Genomic DNA, 21,231 nt, shown 5'->3' with positions numbered 1-21,231 from the left:
GTTTACTTGTTCGGGGACTTCTCGGCCATGAGCTCGATGAACTGGTCAAAGAGCGGGTTCGCATCGTGCGGACCGGCGGCAGATTCGGGGTGATACTGCACGGAGTAAGCCATGCCGTTCTTGAGGGCAACGCCTTCGATGGTGTTGTCGTTGAGGCACGTGTGGGAAACCACTGCCGGACCGAAGTCGGTATCGAACTCCTCGCCGGCGGGGTCTTCCTTGCCGGACGGGCTGGCTAGAGCAAAGCCATGGTTCTGGGAGGTGATGTCGATCTTGCCAGTGAGCTGGTTGCGCACCGGTACATTGATGCCGCGGTGGCCAAACTTCAACTTGTACGTGTCCATGCCCAGCGCACGTCCGAGGATCTGGTTCCCAAAGCAGATACCAAAGAACGGGTACTCGGCTGCAAGGATGTCGCGGACGATGCCCACCATGACGTCTGCGGTCGCTGGATCGCCCGGGCCATTGGAAACGAAGACGCCATCTGGGTTGTACTGCTTGATCTCCTCGAACGGGGTATTTGCAGGTACCACGATGGTCTCGATACCCCGCTGCGCAAAGTTGTTCGGCGTCGCGGTCTTGATACCCATGTCATAGGCCACGACGGTGAATCGCTTCTCCCCGACTGCCTCAATCGTGTACGGCTTGTCGGTGGTTACTTCTTCGGAGAGGTCAAGCCCCGCCATGGAGGCCTGGTTCTTGACCTCGTCGAGCAGCTCCTCGACGTCCCGCTCTGCTGCTTCACCGGAGAAGATACCGGCCTTGATAGAGCCGTGATTGCGCAGGTGGCGGACCAGAGTGCGGGTATCGATACCGCCGATGCCGATGATGCCCTGCTTCTCCATTTCCTCCGGCAGGGATCGCTCCGCGCGCCAGTTGGAAACGCGGCGGGAAAGGTCACGTATCACGAGGCCAGCGACCCATATCTGGTTGTCATGGGACTCGTTGTCTTCATCATTCCAGCCGGTGTTACCAATCTGCGGTGCGGCGGTCACCACAATCTGGCGGTGGTAAGACGGATCCGTCATCGTTTCCTGGTAGCCGGTCATGGCAGTGGTAAACACGGCCTCTCCCAAGGTAGTGCCGGTAGCACCGAAGCCGAAGCCGCGGAAGGTACGGCCATCAGCCAAAACCAGGATGGCTGGAATAGGTTTCGTGCCGGAACGCGCCTCACTGGTCGAGGTTGCAGTAGAAGTCTCTGTGGAAGTCACGGTGTGTGGTGGCCTTTCGAATAGAAAGCGTGGGTTGCTCGTGGTGTCTTTATCTATTGTTCCGATTATTCGGCAGCTGTGCCGGCGGGTGTCTCGGCGGCGTCGTCAGACTCTGCGGCGAGATCATAGGTCACCGCTCCGCGCAGGATGGTGTGCGTAACGCGTACGCCAAATTCCTCGCCCTCGTAAGGATTGTTCTCGGATTTAGAAGCTAAGCGCGTGGAGTCAGAGACCCACGGGTGCTCCGGATCGACGATGGTGAGGTTGGCCGGCTCGCCTTCGGCAATGGGGCGACCGTGGCCAGGCAGGCGGGTAATTTCGGCCGGGCGCTCGGACATGACGCGGGCGACGAAGCGCCAATCCGCCAAGCCGGTGGCAACAAAAAGCTTGGCGATGACGGCCAGGGAGGACTCCAAGCCCAACATTCCGGGCTTGGCGTTTTCAAACTCCACGCACTTATCCTCGCTGCCGTGCGGGGCGTGGTCGGTAGCCACGACGTCGATAAGCCCGTCCAGCAAAGCTTGGCGTAGCGCTAAGGTATCGCTCTCCTCACGCAGCGGCGGGTTGACACGAAAGACACCGTCATAGGACACCAGTTTGTCATCCGTCATGAGCAGGTGATGCGGAGTAACCTCCGCGGTCAGCGGGATATCCTGCTCCTTCGCCCATTTGAGCAGCTCCACGGTTCCCTTCGTCGAAGCATGGCAGATGTGCATGCGGTTGCCGTAGTCACGAGCAAGGAGTGCGTCGCGCGCGACGATGGACTCCTCAGCCACGCGCGGCCAGCCACGCAGGCCCAAACGCGCGGCGACCTCACCTTCATTGGCGCAGGCCCCTTGAGTCATCCGGTGATCCTCAGCATGCTGGGCCAAGAGGACATCGAGGCCCTTGGCGTATTCCAACGCACGGCGCATAAGCTGCGGGTCCTCAACGCACTTGCCGTCATCGGAGAACATACGCACCTTGGCATCGGAGCGGGCCATCATGCCAAACTCCGTGAGGGTCTTGCCTTCGAGGCCCTTGGTGATGGAGCCGACCGGGTGGACATCGCACAGGCCCAGCTTCTGGGACTTTGCCCATACGGACTCGGCGATAATCGGCTGGTCAGTCACGGGAGTGGTATTCGCCATGGTGAATACTGCTGTGAACCCCCCCTTGGCAGCAGCGCGGGAGCCGGTCTCAATGGTTTCAGTGTCCTCGCGACCAGGCTCACGCAGGTGGACGTGCATGTCTACCAGGCCCGGCAACAAGACGTTACCGCCAGCGTCAATGGTGCGGTCTGGGGTGGTGTTGCCGGACTCATTGCCCGTGGCCCCCGCCGCGTCGGCCCCAGCACCGATCGACGCGATAACGCCGTCTTTGATGAGGACGTCCGTGGGCTCGCCCTCACCGTAGGGACGCACGTTGGTGATGAGAAGGGTGCCCGCCGCTGGGGCGGAGAGCACGCCGGTGTCGGGATAAGTAGTCATATCTAGGTATCTCCTCGTCTAGATTCCGGCGTTCTCGCCATTAGTAAGCAGGGTAAACAAAGTAGCCATGCGCACGTGGACGCCGTTGTTGACCTGCTGGAGCACAGCCGAGTTAGCGAAGTCTGCGACGGCGTAGTTAATTTCCATGCCGCGGACCATGGGGCCTGGGTGCATGATGATGGCGTCCTTCTTCATTGCCGCGGCACGGTCCTTGGACAAGCCATACAGCGTCGCGTATTCGCGGTGCGAAGGGAAGAAGCCGCCATTCATGCGCTCGGCTTGAACGCGCAGCATCATGACCACATCCGAGGTGGGAACCTCAGCATCGAAATCGTGGGATACCCGTACCGGCCAGTTCTCCACGCCGAAGGGCAGCAATGTGGGTGGCGCTACCAAGGTGACGTCAGCACCCAAGGTGGTCAACAAATCCACGTTAGAGCGCACCACGCGAGAGTGCAGGCAGTCACCCACGATGGTGACCTTCAGTCCTTCAAAGCCGGTACCAGAGCCGGAACGTTCGGTGTCAAGGCCTAGGCGTTGGCGCATCGTGGTGGCGTCGAGAAGCGCCTGCGTTGGGTGTTGGTGTGCCCCGTCACCGGCGTTGATAACACTCGGTCCCTGACCTCCTGGGGCTACCCAGCTGGCCAGCTGCTGTGCTGCACCCGAAGAAGGATGACGGATGATGATCGCATCAGCACCAATAGCGGTCAGCGTCAAGCCCGTGTCCTTGAGTGATTCGCCCTTCTTGACTGACGAGCTGGACGCGGAGAGATTAATAACGTCTGCAGACATCCATTTGCCGGCAGTTTCAAAGGAAGAACGCGTGCGCGTGGAATTCTCGTAGAACAAAGTGAACACGGTGCGGCCGCGCAGGGTCGGAAGCTTCTTGACCTCGCGGCCGTTGAGCGCTTCACGGAAGCGGTCCGCCTCATCCATGAGGGCCAAGATTTCAGCAGCGCTCAAATCAGCGATATTAATGAGGTGTTTCATTTAGTCCTCCTTGCCGGGCTCGGCCGATGCGGTAGAGCGAGTGAGCACGACGGCATCACGACCGTCGATGTCGGCGTTGTAGACGGTGACGTCCTCGTCACGCGCGGTAGGGATGTTCTTGCCCACATAATCCGCGCGGATAGGAACTTGGCGGTGGCCGCGGTCCACGAGGACGGCGAGCTGAATAATATCGGGACGGCCAATATCGGCGAGGGCATCGAGCGCAGCGCGAATGGTGCGGCCAGAATAGAGCACATCATCCACGAGAATGACGGTGGCGCCATTGATGCCGCCATCGGGCACCGTGGTGGGCTTGAGCGCGCGATGCGGGCGCGAATACAGGTCATCACGGTACAAGGTGATATCAAGGGAACCCCAGGGAACCTCCACCCCAGAGAATTCCTCAATCTTGTCAGCGAGGCGCTGTGCTAGCGGCACGCCACCAGAGGGAATGCCCAAGAGCACGACCCGAGGAGAATCACTCGAATCAAGCGCAGTTTTTTCAATGATCTGGTGCGCGATGCGTGCGACGGTACGCGCGACGTCGGACGAGCTCAATAGCTCATTGGACTCCGCGTGAATGTCGGTTTCACTCATCGTGACCTCCTTCCCCGCCTCACAGTGCGGTCTTTAAAGGATGTCGGACAAGGGTTACTTAGACTGTCTATGCTTGAAAGCCAGCACTAACGATAGCACTTTTCCCTTGCTCTTTTGAAGGCTCGCGCTGAGCTTTCTTACCCCCAATCACCGTGAGGCAGGTCTTTACACAGTGAGTTTCACCACCCAGCACGTTGTTCCAGCACCGCGCGAGGAGGTGTGGCAATGGCACGAGCGCCCCGGAGCGCTGACAAGGCTCAACGCACCGTTTGGATTCATGACCCCTCTGCAACAAGCGCAATCTCTGGCCACTGGCACCTCAGTGTTGGGACTGCCGGGCGGCCTGAAGTGGGTTGCGCGCCATGACTTAGCTGGATACCAGCCACAGAAGTCCTTCCGAGACGTGTGCATCAACGCGCCGTTCCGCGCAGTAGCCCATTGGCGCCACGAGCACCTCTTTGAGGACCACTCCGAGGGCACGCTCATTACGGACAAGGTGGATACCCGCATCCCCACCGCAGTGATTGAGTCCATGTTTGCCTACCGCCAGCATCAGCTCGTGGAGGATTTCCGTTTCAAGCAGCGCCTGGGCGGGTTGAATGACACCCCGTTAACGGTGGCTCTTACTGGCTCGCACGGCACGGTGGGAAAGGCAGTGTCCGCGCAGCTAAGCACACTGGGCCACATCGTCATCCCGCTGGTTCGTTCCACCCCAGCAGCCGGCGAGCGTCTGTGGCGTCCTCAACTTCCCGCCAAGGATCTCCTAGAGGGCGTCGACGTGCTCATCCACCTCGCCGGCGAGCCCATCTTCGGGCGCTTCAACTCCTTTCACAAGGAAGCTATTCGGGATTCCCGCGTCGGACCAACCCACTTGCTCGCACACGTTGCCGCCACTACGGATTCTGTGCGCGCCATGGTGTGCGCCTCCGCCATTGGTTTCTACGGCCCTGACCGCGGCGATGAAGAACTTACCGAGAACTCTGAGCGCGGTGAAGGTTTCCTTGCCGATGTCGTCGAAGCATGGGAAAACGCCTGCGCACCAATCCGCGATGCCGGCAAGCGCTTGGTGAATATGCGCACAGGCATTGTGCAAGCAGGAAACGGCGGCATGCTCCCACTGCTGCGTGCGGTGTTTTCTACCGGCCTCGGCGGCGCGTTTGGCAAGGGGGACATCTGGTACAGCTGGGTGGCCCAGGATGATCTCCAGGACATGTATGTTCGCGCCGCCCTCGACCCGCAGTGGGAAGGGCCCATTAATGCTGTTTCCCCCACCCCGGTTCACAATCGCGACTATGTCGACGCTTTGGGTCGTAGACTGCACCGCCCCACCGTTATTCCTATCCCTAGCCTGGGCCCCACCCTGCTCCTTGGCAAAGAAGGCGCCCGGGAATTGGCACTAGCCAACCAGAAGGTAGTCCCCGCCAAATTGGAAGAATTGGGCCATGTTTTCCGCTATCCCGAGGTGAGCCAGGCTCTGGCGCACGAGCTGGGCGGCGAGGAGCTCGTCCAGACCCCCTAGGACGTACCCGACCAACCTGGCTCCGGTAGGGTCGGGGCGTAAAGAAAAACGTGGTTGTTAACCAAGCGAAGTGAGTGAGACAAAGAATTGACTGACGCTACTAACCAGGGCGGCGCGCAGGAGCGCGTCCTGCTGCCCGATACCCCAGTGGAGGACGTAACGCTCGAGCGTATTGCGGAAATCTTCGATTCCGAAGGATTGGAGTACCGCATAGAGGAGCAGCAGACTGAGAATCAAGGCACCGTGACGCTACTGCGCACGGGTTTCTCCAACGCGGCCATTGCTTTCCAGCTCGTCGGCTCCTCCCTTATCGTGGACTCCGTCTGGCGTGGCTCGGTACCTTCCTCCGAGGCACCGAACCTGCTCATGCACATCAACTCGTGGAACCAGGACCACTTCACGCCGACGTTCCGCTTCTTCGAGGCCCCCGACAATGCCTTGGCGGTGTCCGGCGCCCGGGAACTCGACACGACGCATGGCGCTTCCCGCAATCAGCTGGGCGCCTTCGTGATGTCCACCTTGGATGCCATCCTGCAGTCCTTCGAGTGGATTGAACAGCACTACCCGCAGCTTGTGACCTGGAAGGAGCACAACCATGACTAAGCCGGCTCAGGATCCTCATGCCCTGCCCGACGTCACCCTCGACCGCATCATCGCCGCGATGAAGACCTTCGATATTGAGCTCGAGCCCGTCACCGGCCGCACCGACGCCGCCACCGCCAACCTCAACGGCCTGCCGTGCATGTTCGCTGTGCTCGACAGCGTGGCCATTGTGCGTTGCGACGTGCCGACCGACGCCGAGTATGCCAAGGCTGACGCCGGGCTTTTCTTGGCCGCCAACCAGATTAACTCGGTGGCCATGGGTGCCAGCGCGGTCATCACGGACTTCGACGGCATGCTGCTGGTGCGCACTGAGTCCGATATCCCCTGCGCCGCCGGCATGAATGACGAGCAGCTAGCTTCTGCTCTGCGTGCCTCTGTGGATGGCGTTATCAACGCCCAAAACGCCATGGTTGCTGCCGCTGAGGAGATGGCCAAGCTCGGTTCCGAATCCGCCGCACAGGCCGGCGAAGGCAACCCTGAAAGCAGCCCTGAAGGCGCGGAGCAGTGACCGACCTCCACGCTGTTGAACCGGTAAGCATCGATAGGCTCGCGCAACTGTGCGAGCTTATCGACGCCGACTATGCCATCCTCGAAGCTCCCCGCACCACTGGCGTTGCGGATATCCACGCCGATGGGGCCGACGATCGATCTCTCGATGACGATGCCAGTAATGCCGGTGATGAGGCTGGAACCACCTTCCACCGCGTGCTCCAGACTGGTATCCCCCACATTGCAGTGCACTGTGACCTCAATGAGGAAGGCGATACCTTGAGCGCTTTCGCCACGTGGGAGGGTACCCTTCCCGAGTCCGCGGAAGAAGAGGTTGCGGCCACCGTCGCTGAGCTCAACTGGGCCAGCGTTGCGCCAACGTTGAGCTACTTCGTCGCAGACGGTCCAGAAGAGCCATCAGATGGCGCCGAGGTCCAGTTGTGCGCCAACCGCGCCATGGCAGTGGGCGAAGGCCTGTCCCTGGCGCAACTCGGCCACTTTTTGCTCAGCTCCCTGGCGAGCTTTGCCGAGATTTTTGAGATCGTGGCCGAGCGTTTCCCACAGGCAGTGACGTGGAATGACACCCAAGAACAGGAAGCAGAGGACTAATCGTGAGTGCTGATCCCTACGAGATTTTGTCTGGCTCTCCCCTGCCGGCGGTCACCCGCGATCGCGTCCTCAGCCTGCTCAATGGCGCGCAACTCGACATGGCAGCTACCGCTCACCCAGAGGATGACACCACCGCTGTCGCTCGACTCAATGACCTGGATTGGGTCATCACCGTCGAGGAAGGCCTTGTACGCCTGGAATGCGTTCTGCCCACTCAGCTTGGCGCAGACGTTGTTTCCCTCTTCCATGTATTGTGCAACGAGTTCAACTCGGGTGCTTTCGACGGCCGTGCGCTCGTTGGCGTCGATGAAGACAGCATTGAACTGCGGGGCGACGCCTGCTTCGTCACCACCGCGGGTCTCAGCGAGGACCAGCTTTTCCATGCCCTCAACGTGGCCATCATCAATGCGCAGGAGGCACTGCTATCCGTCCTGGATACGTTTAACGCCACTGCCCGCGAACTCGCAGACAGTGACGACTAAACTGCTGTCAGGTTAATAAATCGGCAGCGCAGAGAAACCGTGCCTAATCGGCGTTCTCAATGCGCTCGCGCTCGACCTCTGGATCGAAGTCGGGCGCTGGCCACTCCAGATGCAGGTGGCGCAGGAGATCCACGATGAGGAACTTGAGCGCCATGCGGGCATACTTCTTATTGTCAGTGGGGATGACATACCAGGGGGCGTAATTCTCATCAGTACGCTGAATCGCGTCCTGGTACGCCTCCATGTACTGGTCCCAATATGCGCGTTCCTCAACGTCTGAAGGATCGTACTTCCAGAACTTATCGTCGCGCTCCGTGCGCTCCAGCAGATTGTCCTTCTGAGCCTCCTTGGAGATGTGCAGGAAGATCTTGATTACCTTCACGCCTTGAGCCGTTAGTTCCAGCTCATAGTCACGGATAGCCTCAATGCGGCGATCGACTTCCTCTTCATCTACCCACTCATGTACGCGCTGGATAAGCACGTCCTCATAGTGCGAGCGGTCGAAGGCCACAATCTGCCCTGGCTTCGGATCATGTTTGCGGATGCGCCAGAGGAAGTCATGCTCCAGTTCTTCCTCGGTGGGCTTACCAAAGCCGACAGTCGTCGTCCCTTGCGGGTCAAAAGTGTTAAGGACGTGGCGGATGGCACCACCTTTACCGGAGGTGTCCATGCCTTGCAGGACGATGAGTGCGGCCGGGGCATCCTCACCGTACGCACGCCCGTTGGCAAAGAGACGTTCTTGCAGCTCGTAGAGCTCATCATCGTACTTGGAAAACCGCGCATCAAGCTCGTCTTTATCCCCGTCAAAACCTGGGGTGCTCGAGGGATCTACCGAGTCGATCTGGAAGTTTTTGCCCGCGCGTAAGTTGAGTGCATCTTCAATCTTGAATTTGGCCATGGCGACCAGCCTACAGAAGCCTCCCTACCCTCCTAGCGTCATGAGTCCACGAATCAGCGCGCTCAGGGAGCCAAGGCTCGCCACGGTCAGGGAGAGCTTGCGTGCGAACTCACGGGACACCCGCCCCGCAATCTTCGTGCCCACCTGGATGCCGATAAACATTCCAATGATGCCGAAGGGCCATACCAGCCAGTGCAAGCCCTCAAAGCCGCCAGCACCTAGAAAATACTTCGTGAGTACCGAGAACAGCCCGCCGACGAAAAAGCAGGGCTGAAGCGTAGCTGCATAATCTGCCTGCGGCCAGCGCGCTGCTTGGGCATAAACGGTGATGACGGGGCCTGCCACGCCAGCCAGAGTATTGGTGAAGCCGCCTAGAATTCCGGCGGACACCGCCGGACCCGTGCCATGCAGCTCGGGAACGAAGTGCCGGCCAAAGGACACCACGCCCAGTGCGGTGAGGAGCGCACCACCGACGAGGACGAGCAGCATGGCTGTATCAATCCGCGCAATGAGCAGGGCTGCCGGAATAGAGCCCAACACCATGAAAGGGGCGATGCGCGCCCATTTACCCCAATCGACGTCCTTGCGCATGGAATACGTCGTGAGGACCGCATTAAGGCAGGCCAGCACGTTGGTGACCATGATGCCTTCCACCGGCCCCAACATAAGGGTCAAAATGGGGCCACCAATAAGCCCCAACCCCATGCCGGACACGCGCTGTAAGCACGAGCCCACAGCGACGATGAGAAGGATAGCGAGGGGGATGACCAGTACGGTCACTGCTGCTGATCCCGGTAGCGCTCCATCACGGCTTTAGCCACGTGCTCAGGGAACATGCCCGTCACATCGCCGCCGTATTTCGCCACCTGCTTGCACAAAGAGGAGGAAATGTAGCCGTATTTCTCGTCCGTGAGAAGGAAGACGGTATCAATCCCGGACAAGCGGCGGTTCATCTGCGCCATCGGCAGCTCATACTCGTAGTCCAGTGAGGAGCGCAGGCCTTTGACGAGGGTATCGACTCCATGAGCGCTGGTGTAGTCCACGAGCAGGCCTCCCCACCAATCCACCTCAATTTCCGGTGAGACTGTGTGGCGGATGAGGTCCACGCGTTCCTCCACGGTGAACAAGCCAGAAGGTTTATTCGGGTTCGCGGTGACGAGCACGGTGACCTTGTCAAAGAGGTCAGCCGCGCGCTTGAACACGTCAACGTGTCCTAGTGTGATGGGGTCAAAGGAACCAGGGCAGACTGCGTGGGTTGGCATAGTGCTTAGTTCTCCTCGCTTCGGTGATAAATGGCCATGTCAAAGCGCGCGATACCAAACGTACGCTTTTTGAGCTTCTGTCCGGTGGGTTCAAACCCTTCGGGCCACTCCGTCTGGGGTGTATCGACGTGGCGTTCGATCACCACAATCGCATCGTCATCCAGCACAGGTTCAATGGCTTCGAGCAAGCCATCAACGTCGTCGAACTCGTAGGGAGGATCCGCAAGGACGATGTCGAAGTAGCCGCGCGGTGCGGTAGCCAAGTAGGTCGAGGCTTTCATTTCACGTACTTCGACGCGAGGGTGCTTGACCACGCCAATGTTGTGGCGAATCACCTTGACCGCGGCAGGGTTATGTTCCACCAGCACCACCTCTTCGGCGCCGCGACTCGCCGCCTCCAACCCCAGCGCACCGGAACCGGCAAACAAGTCAAGCACGCGGGAATCGGTGAACCCCCAGCGCACGTCTAATGAAGAAAAGAGGCCCTCACGGGCACGGTCGGACGTCGGCCTCGTCCCAGATTCGGGAACCTTGATGCTGCGTCCGCGGGCTTCCCCAGCGATGATTCTCGTCATAGCTTCTACCCTATCGCCCTTGGGCCCAGTGGCGAGACGTCTCCCCTCAAGTCCGGCTCGGTTTAGTTCTTCTCTAGGAAGTCTTGCTCGTCTGCGGTGAGGTTGTGCGTCAGTTCTTCTGCCAGTTCCGGGTTACGCTCAACCATCGAGGCGGCGTCGGCGTGGGTGCGCTCGACAATCTCACGATCGTTGCTCAAGTCCAGCAACTTAAGCGTGCGCTTGGTTCCAGATTGCAACGTGCCCAGGATGTCTCCTTCATGGCGCTGCTTGAGGTCGAGCTCGGCTAGATCGAAACCAGATGGCGTATCTGCGATAGCCGCCACACGCCGATAGGACTTTGAGTCTGGCAAAGCGGTGGTGTGCAGCAGGCAGACTGATGCATTGCCGCCACGCCCCACGCGGCCGCGCAGCTGGTGAAGCTGGGAAACACCGAAGTTTTCTGACTCACGAATCAGCATGACCGTAGCGTTGGGAACGTCAACGCCGACCTCAATGACGGTCGTGGACACAAGAATATCGATGTCGCCGCGTGCAAAGCTCGCCATGACCTCGTCCTTATCTGGCATCTTGCCGTGGAGCATTTCAACACTCAGCCCACGGAAGGGCAGGTTACGCAGCTGCACGGACAGCTGCTCGACCCCGCCATCACCTTCGATGCGTGGGCACACGATATAGGCCTGGTGGCCTTTTTCTACCTCTTCACGGATGCGCTCTATGGCACGACGAACCCACTCGGGTTTCCATTCGGGAACGACCGCAGACAGAATAGGTTTGCGTCCACCGGGCAGCTCCTTGAGCGTGGAGACTGCCAAGTCGCCAAAGACGGTCATAGCAATCGTGCGGGGAATAGGTGTAGCCGTCATCACCAGCAGGTGGGGGCTCGTGCCTTCCCTGGTCTTTGTGCGCAAGCTATCGCGCTGCTCCACGCCAAATCGGTGCTGTTCGTCCACAATAACCAGGCCTAGATCGAAAAACTCGACGGTGTCTTGAATGATGGCGTGCGTACCAATGACGATGTCAGCCTCGCCCGACACAATCTCCAACAGAGCCTGGCGCTTCTCCGCAGTCTTCATCGACCCGGTCAGCACAGTAACGGTTACCCCTTCGGGAACGCTGGCGCTTATCGACGTCCCATGCTGCACCGCCAGCACCTCCGTCGGGGCCAACAGCGCTGCCTGTTTTCCAGCATCCACCGCCTGCAGCATCGCGCACGTGGCAACGAGCGTCTTGCCTGATCCGACCTCGCCTTGCAGCAGGCGCATCATCGGGACGGTGCCGGAAAGATCGGCATCGATCTCTCCTATCACGCGGCGTTGCCCATCCGTCAGCTGGAATGGAAGCTCCGACAGCAGCTCATCACGGTAGCCATCAATAATGGCGGGCATCGGGGTGGCAGTACGCGCTTTGACATCGCGTTGGCGCAGCGCCATCACAAGGCCAATGGACAGAGCCTCATTGTATTTGAGGCGCTGAATTGCACGTTCCGGCCCAGTCGGTCCAGGTTCGTGAATCTCGCGTACTGCCTGATCCAAGGTCACCATCATGCGGTAATCCAATGGTTCTGGAATCGGCGGAGTCTGCTCCAGTACTTTGTGGATTGCGCCCATGACATACCACGACGTTGCCGTTCCACTGGCCGGGTACACCGGAATCCACTCGCGCTTCAGGAAGGTATCAAGCGAACCAAACTGCGCAAGCTTCTTCAGCGAACCACTGCCTTTTCCGGCAGCCTTATCCCACATCGAGTCGTGGAGGCTGCCAGGATCCAAAATGAGAAAATCCGGGTGCTGAAGGCTTGGTATACCGCGGAAATACTTCAACTTGCCGGAGAGCATAATGCGCATGCCGCTGCGGAGAATGCGCTGGACATAGTAGGCGTTAAAAAACGCCGCCTGGATCCCGCTATCCATGTACAAGGTAAAGACGACGGTCTTGGAGGTGTGGCGAGTGCGAACGTCCTGGATAACGCCGGTGATGGTGACTTGATCACCTTCCTCGGCACCACCCAGGCCGACCTCTTTGTTGTGGCGGATGTAGTCGCGCGGGTAGTGACTGAGCAACTCACCGCAGCTGGTGTAGCCGAAGGCTTTTTTAAGCGCCGCCGCATCCTTCTTCTCTAGTACGTCAGTGAGTTTGCGGTCATCCTGCCACCCCAGCACGGTCTATTCCACTCCAATCTCAGTGCGCGTGCCCGGCACGCGTACAACGACCACGTCCACTCCCAGGCTGTGAGCGAGTTCCTCGTCGGACACCTCGAGGGCTGTGAGCACGGTGACTTGTTCACCGCCATGGGCTAACAGCGACCGAGAAGCCTGCTCGACTGCGTCCACGGTTTCTTCCGCTGGATGCCCCACACGCATGGACCGTGCCGCATCGCCCATGACAGCTACTACCTCAGCAGTATCCGGGTTATTCGGCTCATAGACGGACATCGCCGCTAGGCCCGCTACCAGAGAATCGGCGGGAATGACGCTAGCTTTCCCCGCATCACCTCCGTACCCATTGGTCAGGAAAAGATCGCCCGCAACAGCTTCGTCCACTGTGACGCCAGGTTCGACCACCTGCACCCCGACCTTCTCAAAAAGCTCTCTGACCGCACCGTCTGGTACGGCAGCGAAGATCCGTCGCGCTGACTCCCCTGCGGTGTCCTCCGCCGCCTTTTCTACCGCCGGTAGCGCTTCCAGCCTCACGTCACTGACCTTGCCCAGCGCATAGGCCTTTTCGATGACCGCCCCAGCTTCGGCGCTGTGGATATGCACGCTCGCAGATTCATCGGTGGCGCGCGCAATGACGAGGCTATTGCCCATGGAGCTCAAGTTTTCTTGGAGCACATCCAAATCGCCTTCATAGAAGAAAATGGCTTCGATCTCGGATCCAGGCAACTCCGTCCCAGCCGTCTCAGAACCGGGCCGCGGGCTGCTCTTGCACTCACCGGATTTCAGTGGCTGCACATCCGGTTCCTCGCCGGTGACCTGGGCCAGCAAACACTCCAACAAGATCACCAGCCCCGCACCGCCGGCGTCCACGACGCCCGCTTCGCGCAGAGCAGGCAGCTGCGAGGGGGTTTCAGCAAGTGCGCGCCGGGCAGCATCGAGTGCCGAGACAAGAATGTCGTGCAGCTGCGCACCGGACTTCTCAGCCGCAGCGCGCGCAGCGTCACTGGCAGCGCGCAACACGGTAATGATGGTGCCTTCCACGGGAGCCGCGAGGGCGCGGTCGACGAGATCGACGGCGTGCGTGAGGGCGGCGGCTAGGACAACGCCATCCACTCGCGACTCCGTCGTCGCCTCTGCTACGCCGCGCAAAACCTGCGAGAGCACCATGCCTGAGTTGCCACGCGCTCCCCGCACGGATCCCAGCGCCAGCGCCTCGGCCACGTCCATCTCGCCTTTATCCGCCTCCGCCAGGGCGGCCTCCATGGTGTGTGCCATGTTGGATCCGGTATCGGAATCGGGGACGGGAAACACGTTGAGCGCGTTAATCTCTGCGCGACGGCGTGTGAGTTCCTCCACGGTGCGCACTGCCCAGGCATGCAGGCCGCGCGCGTCCAACTCGGCGGGATACGACATGTGGGCTAGTTTACAAGCGCCAGTCCACGGGCGTGACGCCGCGGGCCTCAAGGGCGGCATTGGCGCGGGAGAAGGGCTTCGAACCGAAGAATCCGCGCCGTGCTGACAACGGTGAAGGATGCGGTGAGGTAATGCACTCGGTGTCAGGAAGAAAAGCTTGGCAGCTTTGTGCATCGCGTCCCCACAGGATGGCGACAATGTCACGGCCCGCCAGCGCCCGAATAGCGGCTTCCGTGATCGGTTCCCAGCCAATGCGTCGGTGTGATCCTGCCTGACCAGGCGCCACGGTGAGAACTCGGTTGAGCAACAGCACACCCTGGTTGAACCAGGCGCGCAGATCCCCGTCTGCACGGCCTTGAATACCCAGGTCGTCGTGAAGCTCAGCGTAAATATTCTTCAGCGACCGGGGTGCAGCCACACCTGGCCGTGTGGAGAAAGACAGGCCCATCGCATGCCCCGGGGTGGGATACGGGTCTTGGCCCACGATGAGTACGCGGACCTCCTCAACTGGCAGAGACAATGCCGCGAAAACATCCTCAGCCGGAGGCAGATAACTTTGTCCAATGCGCTGTTCAATGCTCGGAAGGTTCTCCTCCAGCGCCTCACGGATGTGAGGCATCCAGGAATAGTGGATGCGCGAGGTATCAATCATGCAAAGCTCTCCCAACCACCGCTATAACGAGGTTCATCGCCCCCCACGGTAACGCCTGTTCCACGCAGGACCGTACCTATTTTTCGGAAGCCAGAAGGAGCGGCCTTGCACGTCGTGGCCAGCAGCGTGTGGTCCTCACCGCCGGTGAGAACCCACTCCCATGGGTCCACGTCCAACACCGCGCCGGCAGCAGCCAGAAGAGGGTCAGGTGCAATAGCTGCCGGATCCAGATCAATGTGCACCGACGAGCGCTGCGCCATGAGGCCAACATCGCGCACCAGTCCATCGGAGTTATCCGTCATTGCGGTCGAACCGGTAGCGCGCGCAATGACGCCTCGCCCCGGGGTGAGGGTGGGGGTGCAGTGGGCGTCGACAAGCGGCCACAGATCTTCTAGTTCCTGCGGCAGTGCCCGACCGAAACGCTCGAGCAAGGCCAAACCGGCGGCAGAGTATCCAATCTTGCCGTGTGCCACGAGGGTTTGACCTGCGCGCGCCTTATCCAAGGTCAACGGTGCGCCACTGCCGCCTAGCGAACCAAGCGCCGTGACGTTGAGCACGAAGTGATCACTGCGGGTGAGATCACCTCCGACGAGCTCGGCGTTATACACTGCGCAGCGCTCGGCAATTCCCTGTGCAATGCCGCGCACAAAATTCACCGGTGTGTCTCCAGGAGCCGCAATGGCGAGGAGGGCCGCAGTTGGGCGCGCACCCATGGCTTCAATATCGGCAAAATTGCGCACAATCGCCTTCTGGCCCACTTCCGAGGCTGTGGACCAGTCGCGGCGGAAGTGGCGGCCTTCGACCATCATGTCCGTAGACGCCACAGTGCGGGAGTTGGGTGCTGCTGGGTACAGCACTGCCGCGTCGTCACCGTTAAGAGCGCTGGGCGCAGCGGCAACGATCTCATGAATGACATGCCTTTCCCCGGCTTGCTCGAGCGTGTGCGACAAACCATTCGCCTCCTTCTCAATTTTCTGGCTTCGGGGGTTAGGATATGCCCCTATGGATACCCAATTTAACCGCACCGCCATCTACGTCTCACTCGGGCTAGCCATCGCCATGGTGTTTGCGGTGTTGTTGGGCGCCAAACTCGTCTTCACCAACGCCGCGCAGCAGCCGGTAGCCTTGCCTCCTACGCCTTTTGAGGCTGCAGACTCCCCCGAGTGTGCGCAGCTAGTGGAAGCACTTCCTGACGAGCTTCTGGGCCACCCTCGTGCCGAGCTCGCCGAGCCCGCACCAGCTGGCGCTGCCGCGTGGTCGAGCTCCTCCCAGGAGCGCGTTACTCTTCGGTGCGGCGTGGACCTGCCGCAGCAATACACTGAGTATTCACAAACCACTGACGTCGACGGTGAGGCCTGGCTGCAGGTCATCGACGCCACCCCAGGTTCTCATCTCACCACCTGGTACACCACTAAGCGCAGCCCTGCTATCGCGGTGACGACCACAGGTGACAAGGCACCGCAGGGGCTTGACGACGCCCTCTCGTCCCTCCCCCAGGAATCCCTACAGCCAAACCCTGCCCCGCTGTCGAAGCTTGCGTCCGGTCCGGATTCCATGTGCCCGGACCTTGAGGCGGCACTGCCAGAATCTCTCGCGGAGGGCTACACACGCCGCGAGGACATGGGCGATGACAACACGTGGGTCTTTAGCGCGCCGGGCCGCGAGGAGATCGTCGTGCGCTGTGGTGTAGCCGCCCCAGAGAATTACGCTGCCGGTGCGCAGCTGCAGCAAGTCAACGAAGTGCCGTGGTTTGAGGACACAACCTTGGGCGAGGGCACGACGGCCGGCACCTGGTTCGCCTTGGGACGCGCCGAAGACCTCGCACTTTCAGCTCCGCAGGATGCGGCGAACTCGGCACTGGTGCGGCTTAGCGACGCCCTTGCCGAGGCCACGCCGGAGCAAAGCTAGGCGCGGGGCATCAACCGCGCGACAGCGCAGTGCGAATCAGCGTATCGAGAAGCTCCGCATAGCTCACACCGCCTGCGGCGAACACTTGCGGGTACATCGAAATCGGGGTGAAGCCCGGGAAGGTATTGACCTCGTTGATGTAGTAGGTGTCTTCGGTGATGAAGAAATCTACGCGGGACAGACCTGCCGCACCTAGCGCGCGGAAGGCCTCAATAGCGCGCTCGCGGATTTCGGAGGTAAGTTCCTCGCTCAGTGGCGCGGGAATTTCAGCGGAGACACCTTCATCAAGGTACTTCGCATCGAAGCCATAGAAGCCTTCCTCGGACTCGGTCGTCCCCAATAGCTTGGCCGGGACAGACGCTTGAAGGGTTCCATCCGGGTGTTCCAGTACGCCTACTTCGACTTCGGCTCCGCAGATTTCGGGCTCCACGAGCACCTTATCGTCAGATTCGTAGGCCAGCTTCACAGCTGCCTCAAAATCCTCCCAGGCCGAGACCTTGGAGACCCCGATGGAGGAACCACCACGTGCTGGCTTCACAAAAACGGGAAGGCCAAGGCGGTCTTTCTGGACGTCGTCCAGCGCCGTTTCTCCAGTAAGTACCACCTGCGGTGCCACGGGCAAGCCCTCAGCCACGAGAAGCTTCTTGGTGAATTCCTTGTCCATCCCCACAGCAGAAGCCAACACTCCGGCCCCCACGTAGGGAATGCCCGAAAGCTCGAAGAGGCCCTGCACCGTGCCGTCCTCGCCGAAAGGCCCGTGAAGGACCGGCACGATGACATCGACCTCGGTGTAATGCTCGTGGCGGGTGACATTGTGGATGCGACCACGGGTGGCCGGATTAAGAGACAGCGCAAGCTCATCGTGGAGCTCGACCTCCGGCATGCGTCCGTTGACAGTCTCAAGCCCCTCACGGGTGCCCTGGGTCCACGTACCTTCACGGGTAATACCGATGGGCACAACGTCATACTTCGCCGGATCGAGGTGCTCCATGATGGCACCAGCAGAAATGCAGGACACCGAGTGCTCGGAGCTGCGCCCACCGTACACAACGGCCACGCGCACAGGTTTCGCTTCAGTCATACCCGGCAACTTTACTCGGCTTTACTCCGCCTTCTTGGTGCGACCCATCAGAGCCACGATCATGTCGTCCACACTGACCCCTCGATGGCACACGCCATAGACGGCCTGGGTAATCGGCATCTCGACACCCGCGCGCTGCGCAAGGCGGAAAATCGAGTCAGAGGAAATCACGCCTTCCGCTACCTGACCGTTAGTGGCCGCCTTGGCTTCCTCCAATGTCCCGCCCTGGCCCAGGCGGTAGCCGAAGGTGCGGTTACGCGAGAGCGTCGAGCTACACGTGGCCACAAGGTCACCCATTCCAGCCAGCCCGGAGAACGTAAAGGGATCTGCTCCCAGCTCCACGCCAAGGCGCGTTATCTCTGCCAACCCGCGGGTGATGATGGTGGCCATGGTGTTATTGCCCAATCCTTTGCCGGAGGCCATACCGCAGGCGAGGGCGATGACGTTCTTGCAGGCACCGCCGATTTCTGCACCAATGACATCGGTATTCGTGTAGGGGCGGAAGTACGGCGCTGCGGCCGCGTGCTGGACTTCCTGTGCACGGTTCTCGTCGGTACAGGCAATAACGGTAGCGGCTGGTTGCTCCTGGGCCACCTCTTTGGCCAGGTTCGGCCCAGAGAGTACGGCGATACGGTCTTCTTCTACGCCTGCGGCGTCGGCGATGACCTCACTCATCAGGTTCAGCGTTTCCTTCTCCACGCCCTTGGAAATGGAGACCAGCGTGGCGTCTTTAGGCAACATGGGCGCCCAGGTTGTCAGGTTGCTACGCAAGGTCTGGGAAGGCACGCCGAAAACCACAATGGACGCACCGCTCAATGCCTGTGCGGGATCCGTCGTTGCCTCGATGCTCTCGGGCAGTGGCAGGTCCGGCAAGTAGTCAGGATTTTCGTGGCGGGTATTAATAGCTGCGGCCAGCTCCTCACGGCGTGCCCACAGACGGACCTCGTTCCCGGCGTCCGCAAAGACTTTGGCCAGCGTGGTTCCCCACGATCCAGCTCCCATGACAGCCACATTAACCATGTGCTACCTCACTTTTAGAACAGGTTTGTCGGTTTTCACCATTAAAGCACGGTCCGCTTTAGAGCACGTTCGGCGCGTAAGACTGCATCATTGTGGCCAGTGGAGGAAAATGGAACACGCGAAAACACCGGCGTTTGAAGGAGCAGCATGCCCAAGGCAAAAAACATGCACGAAACGGACAAGGACGTTCAGTCGGAAGTGTTTATTTCCGGCCGTCACCAGGAGGTTCCTGAGGATCCGGCCGATGAGTTCAAGCGCACCACTCTCGCTGCCGGTGCCGTTTTGTGGCGTGGCGATCCGCAAGATCCGGAGGTCGCCCTCATTCACCGCCCGCGTTATGACGACTGGTCCTTGCCCAAGGGAAAGGTTGACCCGGGCGAGTCTCTTCCCACAACAGCAGCGCGCGAAATCCTTGAGGAGACGGGTTACACGGTGCGTCTGGGCAAGCTCATTGGCAAGGTAGCCTACCCGGTCCAAGGCCGTACAAAGGTGGTGTACTACTGGATGGCTCGCGTACTGGAGGGCACCTACACTCCCAACGATGAGACCGATGAGCTGCGTTGGATGAAGATTGATGAAGCCTGCGAACTACTCTCCTACGAAGTGGACACGCAGGTCCTTGCTAAAGCTCAGAAGCGCCTGCGCTTGGCACCCACGACGCGCGTGCTCTACGTTCGCCATGCCCATGCCCATCAGCGCCGTTCCTGGGAGGGCGACGATAACTTGCGCCCGCTCGATAAGAAGGGCCGCCGCCAAGCAGAGATGCTCGTGCCTATGCTTACCCCGTATCATCCCACGGCCATCTATTGCGCCCTTCCGCAGCGCTGTCAGCAGACTGCTGCTCCGCTTGCTGATGAGCTGGGGATGGACATTGCCATCAACAAGGCCTTCGGCGATGAAGTATTTGATGCCAATCCCGATGTCGCGCGCGCGGCTTTTCAGCGCGTCGTCGACGGCGGCGGAGTCCCCGTCATTGTCAGCCAGGGACTTACTATTCCCGGCATCATCGAGTCCTATGCCCCGAAGTTCATCACCACTCCGATTGAGGAGCTGAAGTTTAAGAAAGCCTCGGTCTGGGTTCTGTCCTTCAACGATGGCGAGCTCACCGGCGCGGACTACCTAGCTAGCCCACTACCAGTGCGCTAACTACTCGCTGGAAGGATTACTCACGGGGAGGCATTCCGTCTTTTGGCTCATGCCTCCGCCGCCTTCACGATTATGGCCACAGCCTGCACTGCTGCTGTGAGAGGGCACGAGCGGCAATCGCGTAACCCAACGCTGTAATGGGAAAGGCGGGGATGAAGCCGATCAACGGCATCAACGAGAAGGCGAACTGTATCAACCCGAGTAGAACGACAATGCCCAAGGAGGTACCGAAGTTCTGGCGCACCATCTGTTGGGACAGGCTCAGGCACTGCCCCACAGAAAGGGAGGGTTCTTTGGCCTTAATGACCGGTGCTGCCCAGAACAGCACCATCGCAATAATGCCGGGGATGATGAGCACAAAGCCCACGGTGACAATAAGTCCAACGCACAGAAAGACCTTCATCAGACCAGCGACGGATTTGAACTGGAAGAAGTCTCCGAAAGTGAGTTTTTCACCGTCCATCGCCTTATTGGCGGCATAGCAAAAGTTTGCCTGCATCCACAACATGCAGGCAAACACGCAACCAAAGATTGCGCCGAACGTCAGCAGCAAGGCGACGACGCCCGCAAAATTCAAAGGCTCAGAGGCCGCGGTTGAGGAAAAGCTGCCCATAACAATGGCGCCGATGAAGGACACCGCCATCACGGCAAAATTGACCGCAAAATAGACAGCGGTAAGTATGCCCAGATGGGCAAGGACGCCAACAATCCACTCCGCAGCAGCATCCCCAAAGGCTTTAAAAGATTGCCCAATAATATAGCCGGGCTCTGCCTGCGGCACCCCCATCATCACTGGGGGCTGCTGCGGCCATGGCCCTTGTTGATACGGGCCGGTTGCGTTGAAGTGGTTCCCATAGGAGCCCGAGTAGTTTCCACCCCCATAGGGCCCCGGCTGATAGGGGCCACCGTGCCCTGAGTAGGGCGGCACCCCTCCTCCCTGCGCTCCATAACCAGATTGGTGTGGCCCCATGTTGGGGCTGGAGGAGCCTCCGAATCCGCCATTCCCGGCGTACCCGGATGGCCCGTCAAATCCTTCATATGGGTTGGTCATGCACTGGAGTCTATAGGGAGTTTCGGTGTCGGCGCGCTGAAGTGCCCTCCATCCCGGCAATAACAGGGGTCTATTCCCCACACAACGCAGGTGAAGTCAT

The 21,231-nt window shown here is 60.0% G+C and carries 22 protein-coding genes; 7 read left to right on the top strand and 15 right to left on the bottom strand.

Going from position 1 to position 21,231, the window contains the following annotated elements:
* Window positions 1-2: 2 nt before the first annotated feature.
* The 4 genes from carA to pyrR all read right to left on the bottom strand — a co-directional run bounded on the left by carA (window position 3) and on the right by pyrR (window position 4,267).
* A complete protein-coding gene (gene carA / locus I6J26_RS12490; protein ID WP_115024313.1) occupies window positions 3-1,148 on the bottom strand; it encodes a glutamine-hydrolyzing carbamoyl-phosphate synthase small subunit in 1,146 nt (381 codons plus the stop codon).
* A gap of 128 nt (window positions 1,149-1,276) precedes the next feature.
* Window positions 1,277-2,680: a dihydroorotase gene (locus I6J26_RS12485; RefSeq protein WP_115021970.1), complete on the bottom strand. Its 1,404-nt coding sequence runs from the start codon at window positions 2,678-2,680 to the stop codon at window positions 1,277-1,279.
* Between the two features lie 18 nt (window positions 2,681-2,698).
* On the bottom strand, window positions 2,699-3,670 hold the full coding sequence (locus I6J26_RS12480; RefSeq protein ID WP_070671113.1) for an aspartate carbamoyltransferase catalytic subunit: 972 nt from the start codon (window positions 3,668-3,670) through the stop codon (window positions 2,699-2,701).
* On the bottom strand, window positions 3,671-4,267 hold the full coding sequence (gene pyrR, locus I6J26_RS12475; protein ID WP_039675198.1) for a bifunctional pyr operon transcriptional regulator/uracil phosphoribosyltransferase PyrR: 597 nt from the start codon (window positions 4,265-4,267) through the stop codon (window positions 3,671-3,673).
* A 172-nt stretch (window positions 4,268-4,439) separates the two neighbouring features.
* Between pyrR and I6J26_RS12470 the strand changes: the two genes are divergently transcribed.
* From I6J26_RS12470 to I6J26_RS12450, 5 genes are all read left to right on the top strand, one after another.
* On the top strand, window positions 4,440-5,786 hold the full coding sequence (locus I6J26_RS12470; protein ID WP_115021968.1) for a TIGR01777 family oxidoreductase: 1,347 nt from the start codon (window positions 4,440-4,442) through the stop codon (window positions 5,784-5,786).
* An 87-nt stretch (window positions 5,787-5,873) separates the two neighbouring features.
* Entirely contained in the window at window positions 5,874-6,389 is a 516-nt protein-coding gene (locus tag I6J26_RS12465) for a YbjN domain-containing protein (RefSeq protein WP_115021966.1), read from the top strand.
* Window positions 6,382-6,897 (top strand): YbjN domain-containing protein, encoded by a 516-nt coding sequence (locus tag I6J26_RS12460; protein WP_115021964.1) that lies wholly within the window; start codon window positions 6,382-6,384, stop codon window positions 6,895-6,897. Before I6J26_RS12465 ends, I6J26_RS12460 begins: the two co-directional genes overlap by 8 nt.
* The gene (locus I6J26_RS12455; RefSeq protein WP_115021962.1) at window positions 6,894-7,487 is read left to right on the top strand and encodes a hypothetical protein; all 594 of its coding nucleotides are present in this window, start codon (window positions 6,894-6,896) and stop codon (window positions 7,485-7,487) included. The genes I6J26_RS12460 and I6J26_RS12455 overlap by 4 nt, the downstream gene beginning before the upstream one ends.
* Window positions 7,488-7,489: 2 nt before the next feature.
* On the top strand, window positions 7,490-7,969 hold the full coding sequence (locus I6J26_RS12450) for a hypothetical protein (RefSeq protein WP_239121799.1): 480 nt from the start codon (window positions 7,490-7,492) through the stop codon (window positions 7,967-7,969).
* A 43-nt stretch (window positions 7,970-8,012) separates the two neighbouring features.
* Here the strand turns inward: I6J26_RS12450 and I6J26_RS12445 are convergent, their stop codons facing one another.
* From I6J26_RS12445 to I6J26_RS12410, 8 genes are all read right to left on the bottom strand, one after another.
* Window positions 8,013-8,867, bottom strand: coding sequence for a PPK2 family polyphosphate kinase (locus tag I6J26_RS12445; RefSeq protein WP_115021958.1), 855 nt, complete (start codon window positions 8,865-8,867; stop codon window positions 8,013-8,015).
* Window positions 8,868-8,891: 24 nt separating this feature from the next.
* On the bottom strand, window positions 8,892-9,647 hold the full coding sequence (locus I6J26_RS12440) for a sulfite exporter TauE/SafE family protein (RefSeq protein WP_115021956.1): 756 nt from the start codon (window positions 9,645-9,647) through the stop codon (window positions 8,892-8,894).
* Window positions 9,644-10,129, bottom strand: coding sequence for a pantetheine-phosphate adenylyltransferase (gene coaD, locus I6J26_RS12435; protein WP_115021954.1), 486 nt, complete (start codon window positions 10,127-10,129; stop codon window positions 9,644-9,646). The genes I6J26_RS12440 and coaD overlap by 4 nt, the downstream gene beginning before the upstream one ends.
* A 5-nt stretch (window positions 10,130-10,134) precedes the next feature.
* Window positions 10,135-10,704 carry a 16S rRNA (guanine(966)-N(2))-methyltransferase RsmD gene (gene rsmD, locus I6J26_RS12430; protein ID WP_115021952.1) on the bottom strand — a complete coding sequence of 190 codons (570 nt, stop codon included), beginning with the start codon at window positions 10,702-10,704 and terminating at the stop codon, window positions 10,135-10,137.
* A gap of 62 nt (window positions 10,705-10,766) precedes the next feature.
* Entirely contained in the window at window positions 10,767-12,863 is a 2,097-nt protein-coding gene (locus I6J26_RS12425; protein WP_115021950.1) for an ATP-dependent DNA helicase RecG, read from the bottom strand.
* Window positions 12,864-12,866: 3 nt separating this feature from the next.
* Window positions 12,867-14,273: a DAK2 domain-containing protein gene (locus I6J26_RS12420; RefSeq protein WP_115021948.1), complete on the bottom strand. Its 1,407-nt coding sequence runs from the start codon at window positions 14,271-14,273 to the stop codon at window positions 12,867-12,869.
* Window positions 14,274-14,283: 10 nt separating this feature from the next.
* On the bottom strand, window positions 14,284-14,925 hold the full coding sequence (locus I6J26_RS12415; RefSeq protein WP_115021945.1) for a uracil-DNA glycosylase: 642 nt from the start codon (window positions 14,923-14,925) through the stop codon (window positions 14,284-14,286).
* Entirely contained in the window at window positions 14,922-15,956 is a 1,035-nt protein-coding gene (locus I6J26_RS12410; RefSeq protein WP_070671087.1) for a thiamine-phosphate kinase, read from the bottom strand. The genes I6J26_RS12415 and I6J26_RS12410 overlap by 4 nt, the downstream gene beginning before the upstream one ends.
* On the opposite strand from I6J26_RS12410, the gene I6J26_RS12405 reads away from it, so the two are divergent.
* Window positions 15,928-16,833 (top strand): DUF3515 domain-containing protein, encoded by a 906-nt coding sequence (locus I6J26_RS12405; protein ID WP_115021943.1) that lies wholly within the window; start codon window positions 15,928-15,930, stop codon window positions 16,831-16,833. The genes I6J26_RS12410 and I6J26_RS12405 overlap by 29 nt on opposite strands.
* A 10-nt stretch (window positions 16,834-16,843) precedes the next feature.
* On the opposite strand, the gene I6J26_RS12400 is transcribed toward I6J26_RS12405, so the two are convergent.
* Window positions 16,844-17,914: a D-alanine--D-alanine ligase family protein gene (locus I6J26_RS12400; RefSeq protein WP_115021941.1), complete on the bottom strand. Its 1,071-nt coding sequence runs from the start codon at window positions 17,912-17,914 to the stop codon at window positions 16,844-16,846.
* Between the two features lie 21 nt (window positions 17,915-17,935).
* Window positions 17,936-18,934: an NAD(P)H-dependent glycerol-3-phosphate dehydrogenase gene (locus I6J26_RS12395; protein ID WP_115021939.1), complete on the bottom strand. Its 999-nt coding sequence runs from the start codon at window positions 18,932-18,934 to the stop codon at window positions 17,936-17,938.
* A gap of 147 nt (window positions 18,935-19,081) precedes the next feature.
* On the opposite strand from I6J26_RS12395, the gene I6J26_RS12390 reads away from it, so the two are divergent.
* Window positions 19,082-20,080: an NUDIX hydrolase gene (locus I6J26_RS12390; RefSeq protein WP_115021937.1), complete on the top strand. Its 999-nt coding sequence runs from the start codon at window positions 19,082-19,084 to the stop codon at window positions 20,078-20,080.
* 70 nt (window positions 20,081-20,150) lie between these two features.
* Here I6J26_RS12390 and I6J26_RS12385 read toward each other — a convergent pair whose 3' ends face one another.
* Window positions 20,151-21,131, bottom strand: a complete 981-nt coding sequence (locus I6J26_RS12385; RefSeq protein ID WP_147279334.1) for a hypothetical protein — start codon at window positions 21,129-21,131, stop codon at window positions 20,151-20,153.
* Between the last annotated feature and the right edge of the window lie 100 nt (window positions 21,132-21,231).

Source organism: Corynebacterium minutissimum, from assembly GCF_016889765.1.
GTDB classification, from domain to species: Bacteria; Actinomycetota; Actinomycetes; order Mycobacteriales; family Mycobacteriaceae; genus Corynebacterium; species Corynebacterium minutissimum_B.
This window is presented reverse-complemented; position numbering and strand designations above follow the sequence as displayed.

Bases quoted from the DNA above. Each gene is read 5' to 3' on its own strand.
- pyrR (WP_039675198.1), bottom strand. From the start codon at position 4,267: ATGAGTGAAACCGACATTCACGCGGAGTCCAATGAGCTATTGAGCTCG.
- I6J26_RS12400 (WP_115021941.1), bottom strand. From the start codon at position 17,914: ATGACTGAAGCGAAACCTGTGCGCGTGGCCGTTGTGTACGGTGGGCGC.
- rsmD (WP_115021952.1), bottom strand. From the start codon at position 10,704: ATGACGAGAATCATCGCTGGGGAAGCCCGCGGACGCAGCATCAAGGTT.
- I6J26_RS12390 (WP_115021937.1), top strand. From the start codon at position 19,082: ATGCCCAAGGCAAAAAACATGCACGAAACGGACAAGGACGTTCAGTCG.
- coaD (WP_115021954.1), bottom strand. From the start codon at position 10,129: ATGCCAACCCACGCAGTCTGCCCTGGTTCCTTTGACCCCATCACACTA.
- I6J26_RS12420 (WP_115021948.1), bottom strand. From the start codon at position 14,273: ATGTCGTATCCCGCCGAGTTGGACGCGCGCGGCCTGCATGCCTGGGCA.
- I6J26_RS12445 (WP_115021958.1), bottom strand. From the start codon at position 8,867: ATGGCCAAATTCAAGATTGAAGATGCACTCAACTTACGCGCGGGCAAA.
- I6J26_RS12415 (WP_115021945.1), bottom strand. From the start codon at position 14,925: ATGATTGATACCTCGCGCATCCACTATTCCTGGATGCCTCACATCCGT.
- I6J26_RS12480 (WP_070671113.1), bottom strand. From the start codon at position 3,670: ATGAAACACCTCATTAATATCGCTGATTTGAGCGCTGCTGAAATCTTG.
- I6J26_RS12460 (WP_115021964.1), top strand. From the start codon at position 6,382: ATGACTAAGCCGGCTCAGGATCCTCATGCCCTGCCCGACGTCACCCTC.
- I6J26_RS12410 (WP_070671087.1), bottom strand. From the start codon at position 15,956: ATGGCGGTGCGGTTAAATTGGGTATCCATAGGGGCATATCCTAACCCC.
- I6J26_RS12395 (WP_115021939.1), bottom strand. From the start codon at position 18,934: ATGGTTAATGTGGCTGTCATGGGAGCTGGATCGTGGGGAACCACGCTG.
- I6J26_RS12405 (WP_115021943.1), top strand. From the start codon at position 15,928: ATGGATACCCAATTTAACCGCACCGCCATCTACGTCTCACTCGGGCTA.
- I6J26_RS12385 (WP_147279334.1), bottom strand. From the start codon at position 21,131: ATGACCAACCCATATGAAGGATTTGACGGGCCATCCGGGTACGCCGGG.
- I6J26_RS12485 (WP_115021970.1), bottom strand. From the start codon at position 2,680: ATGACTACTTATCCCGACACCGGCGTGCTCTCCGCCCCAGCGGCGGGC.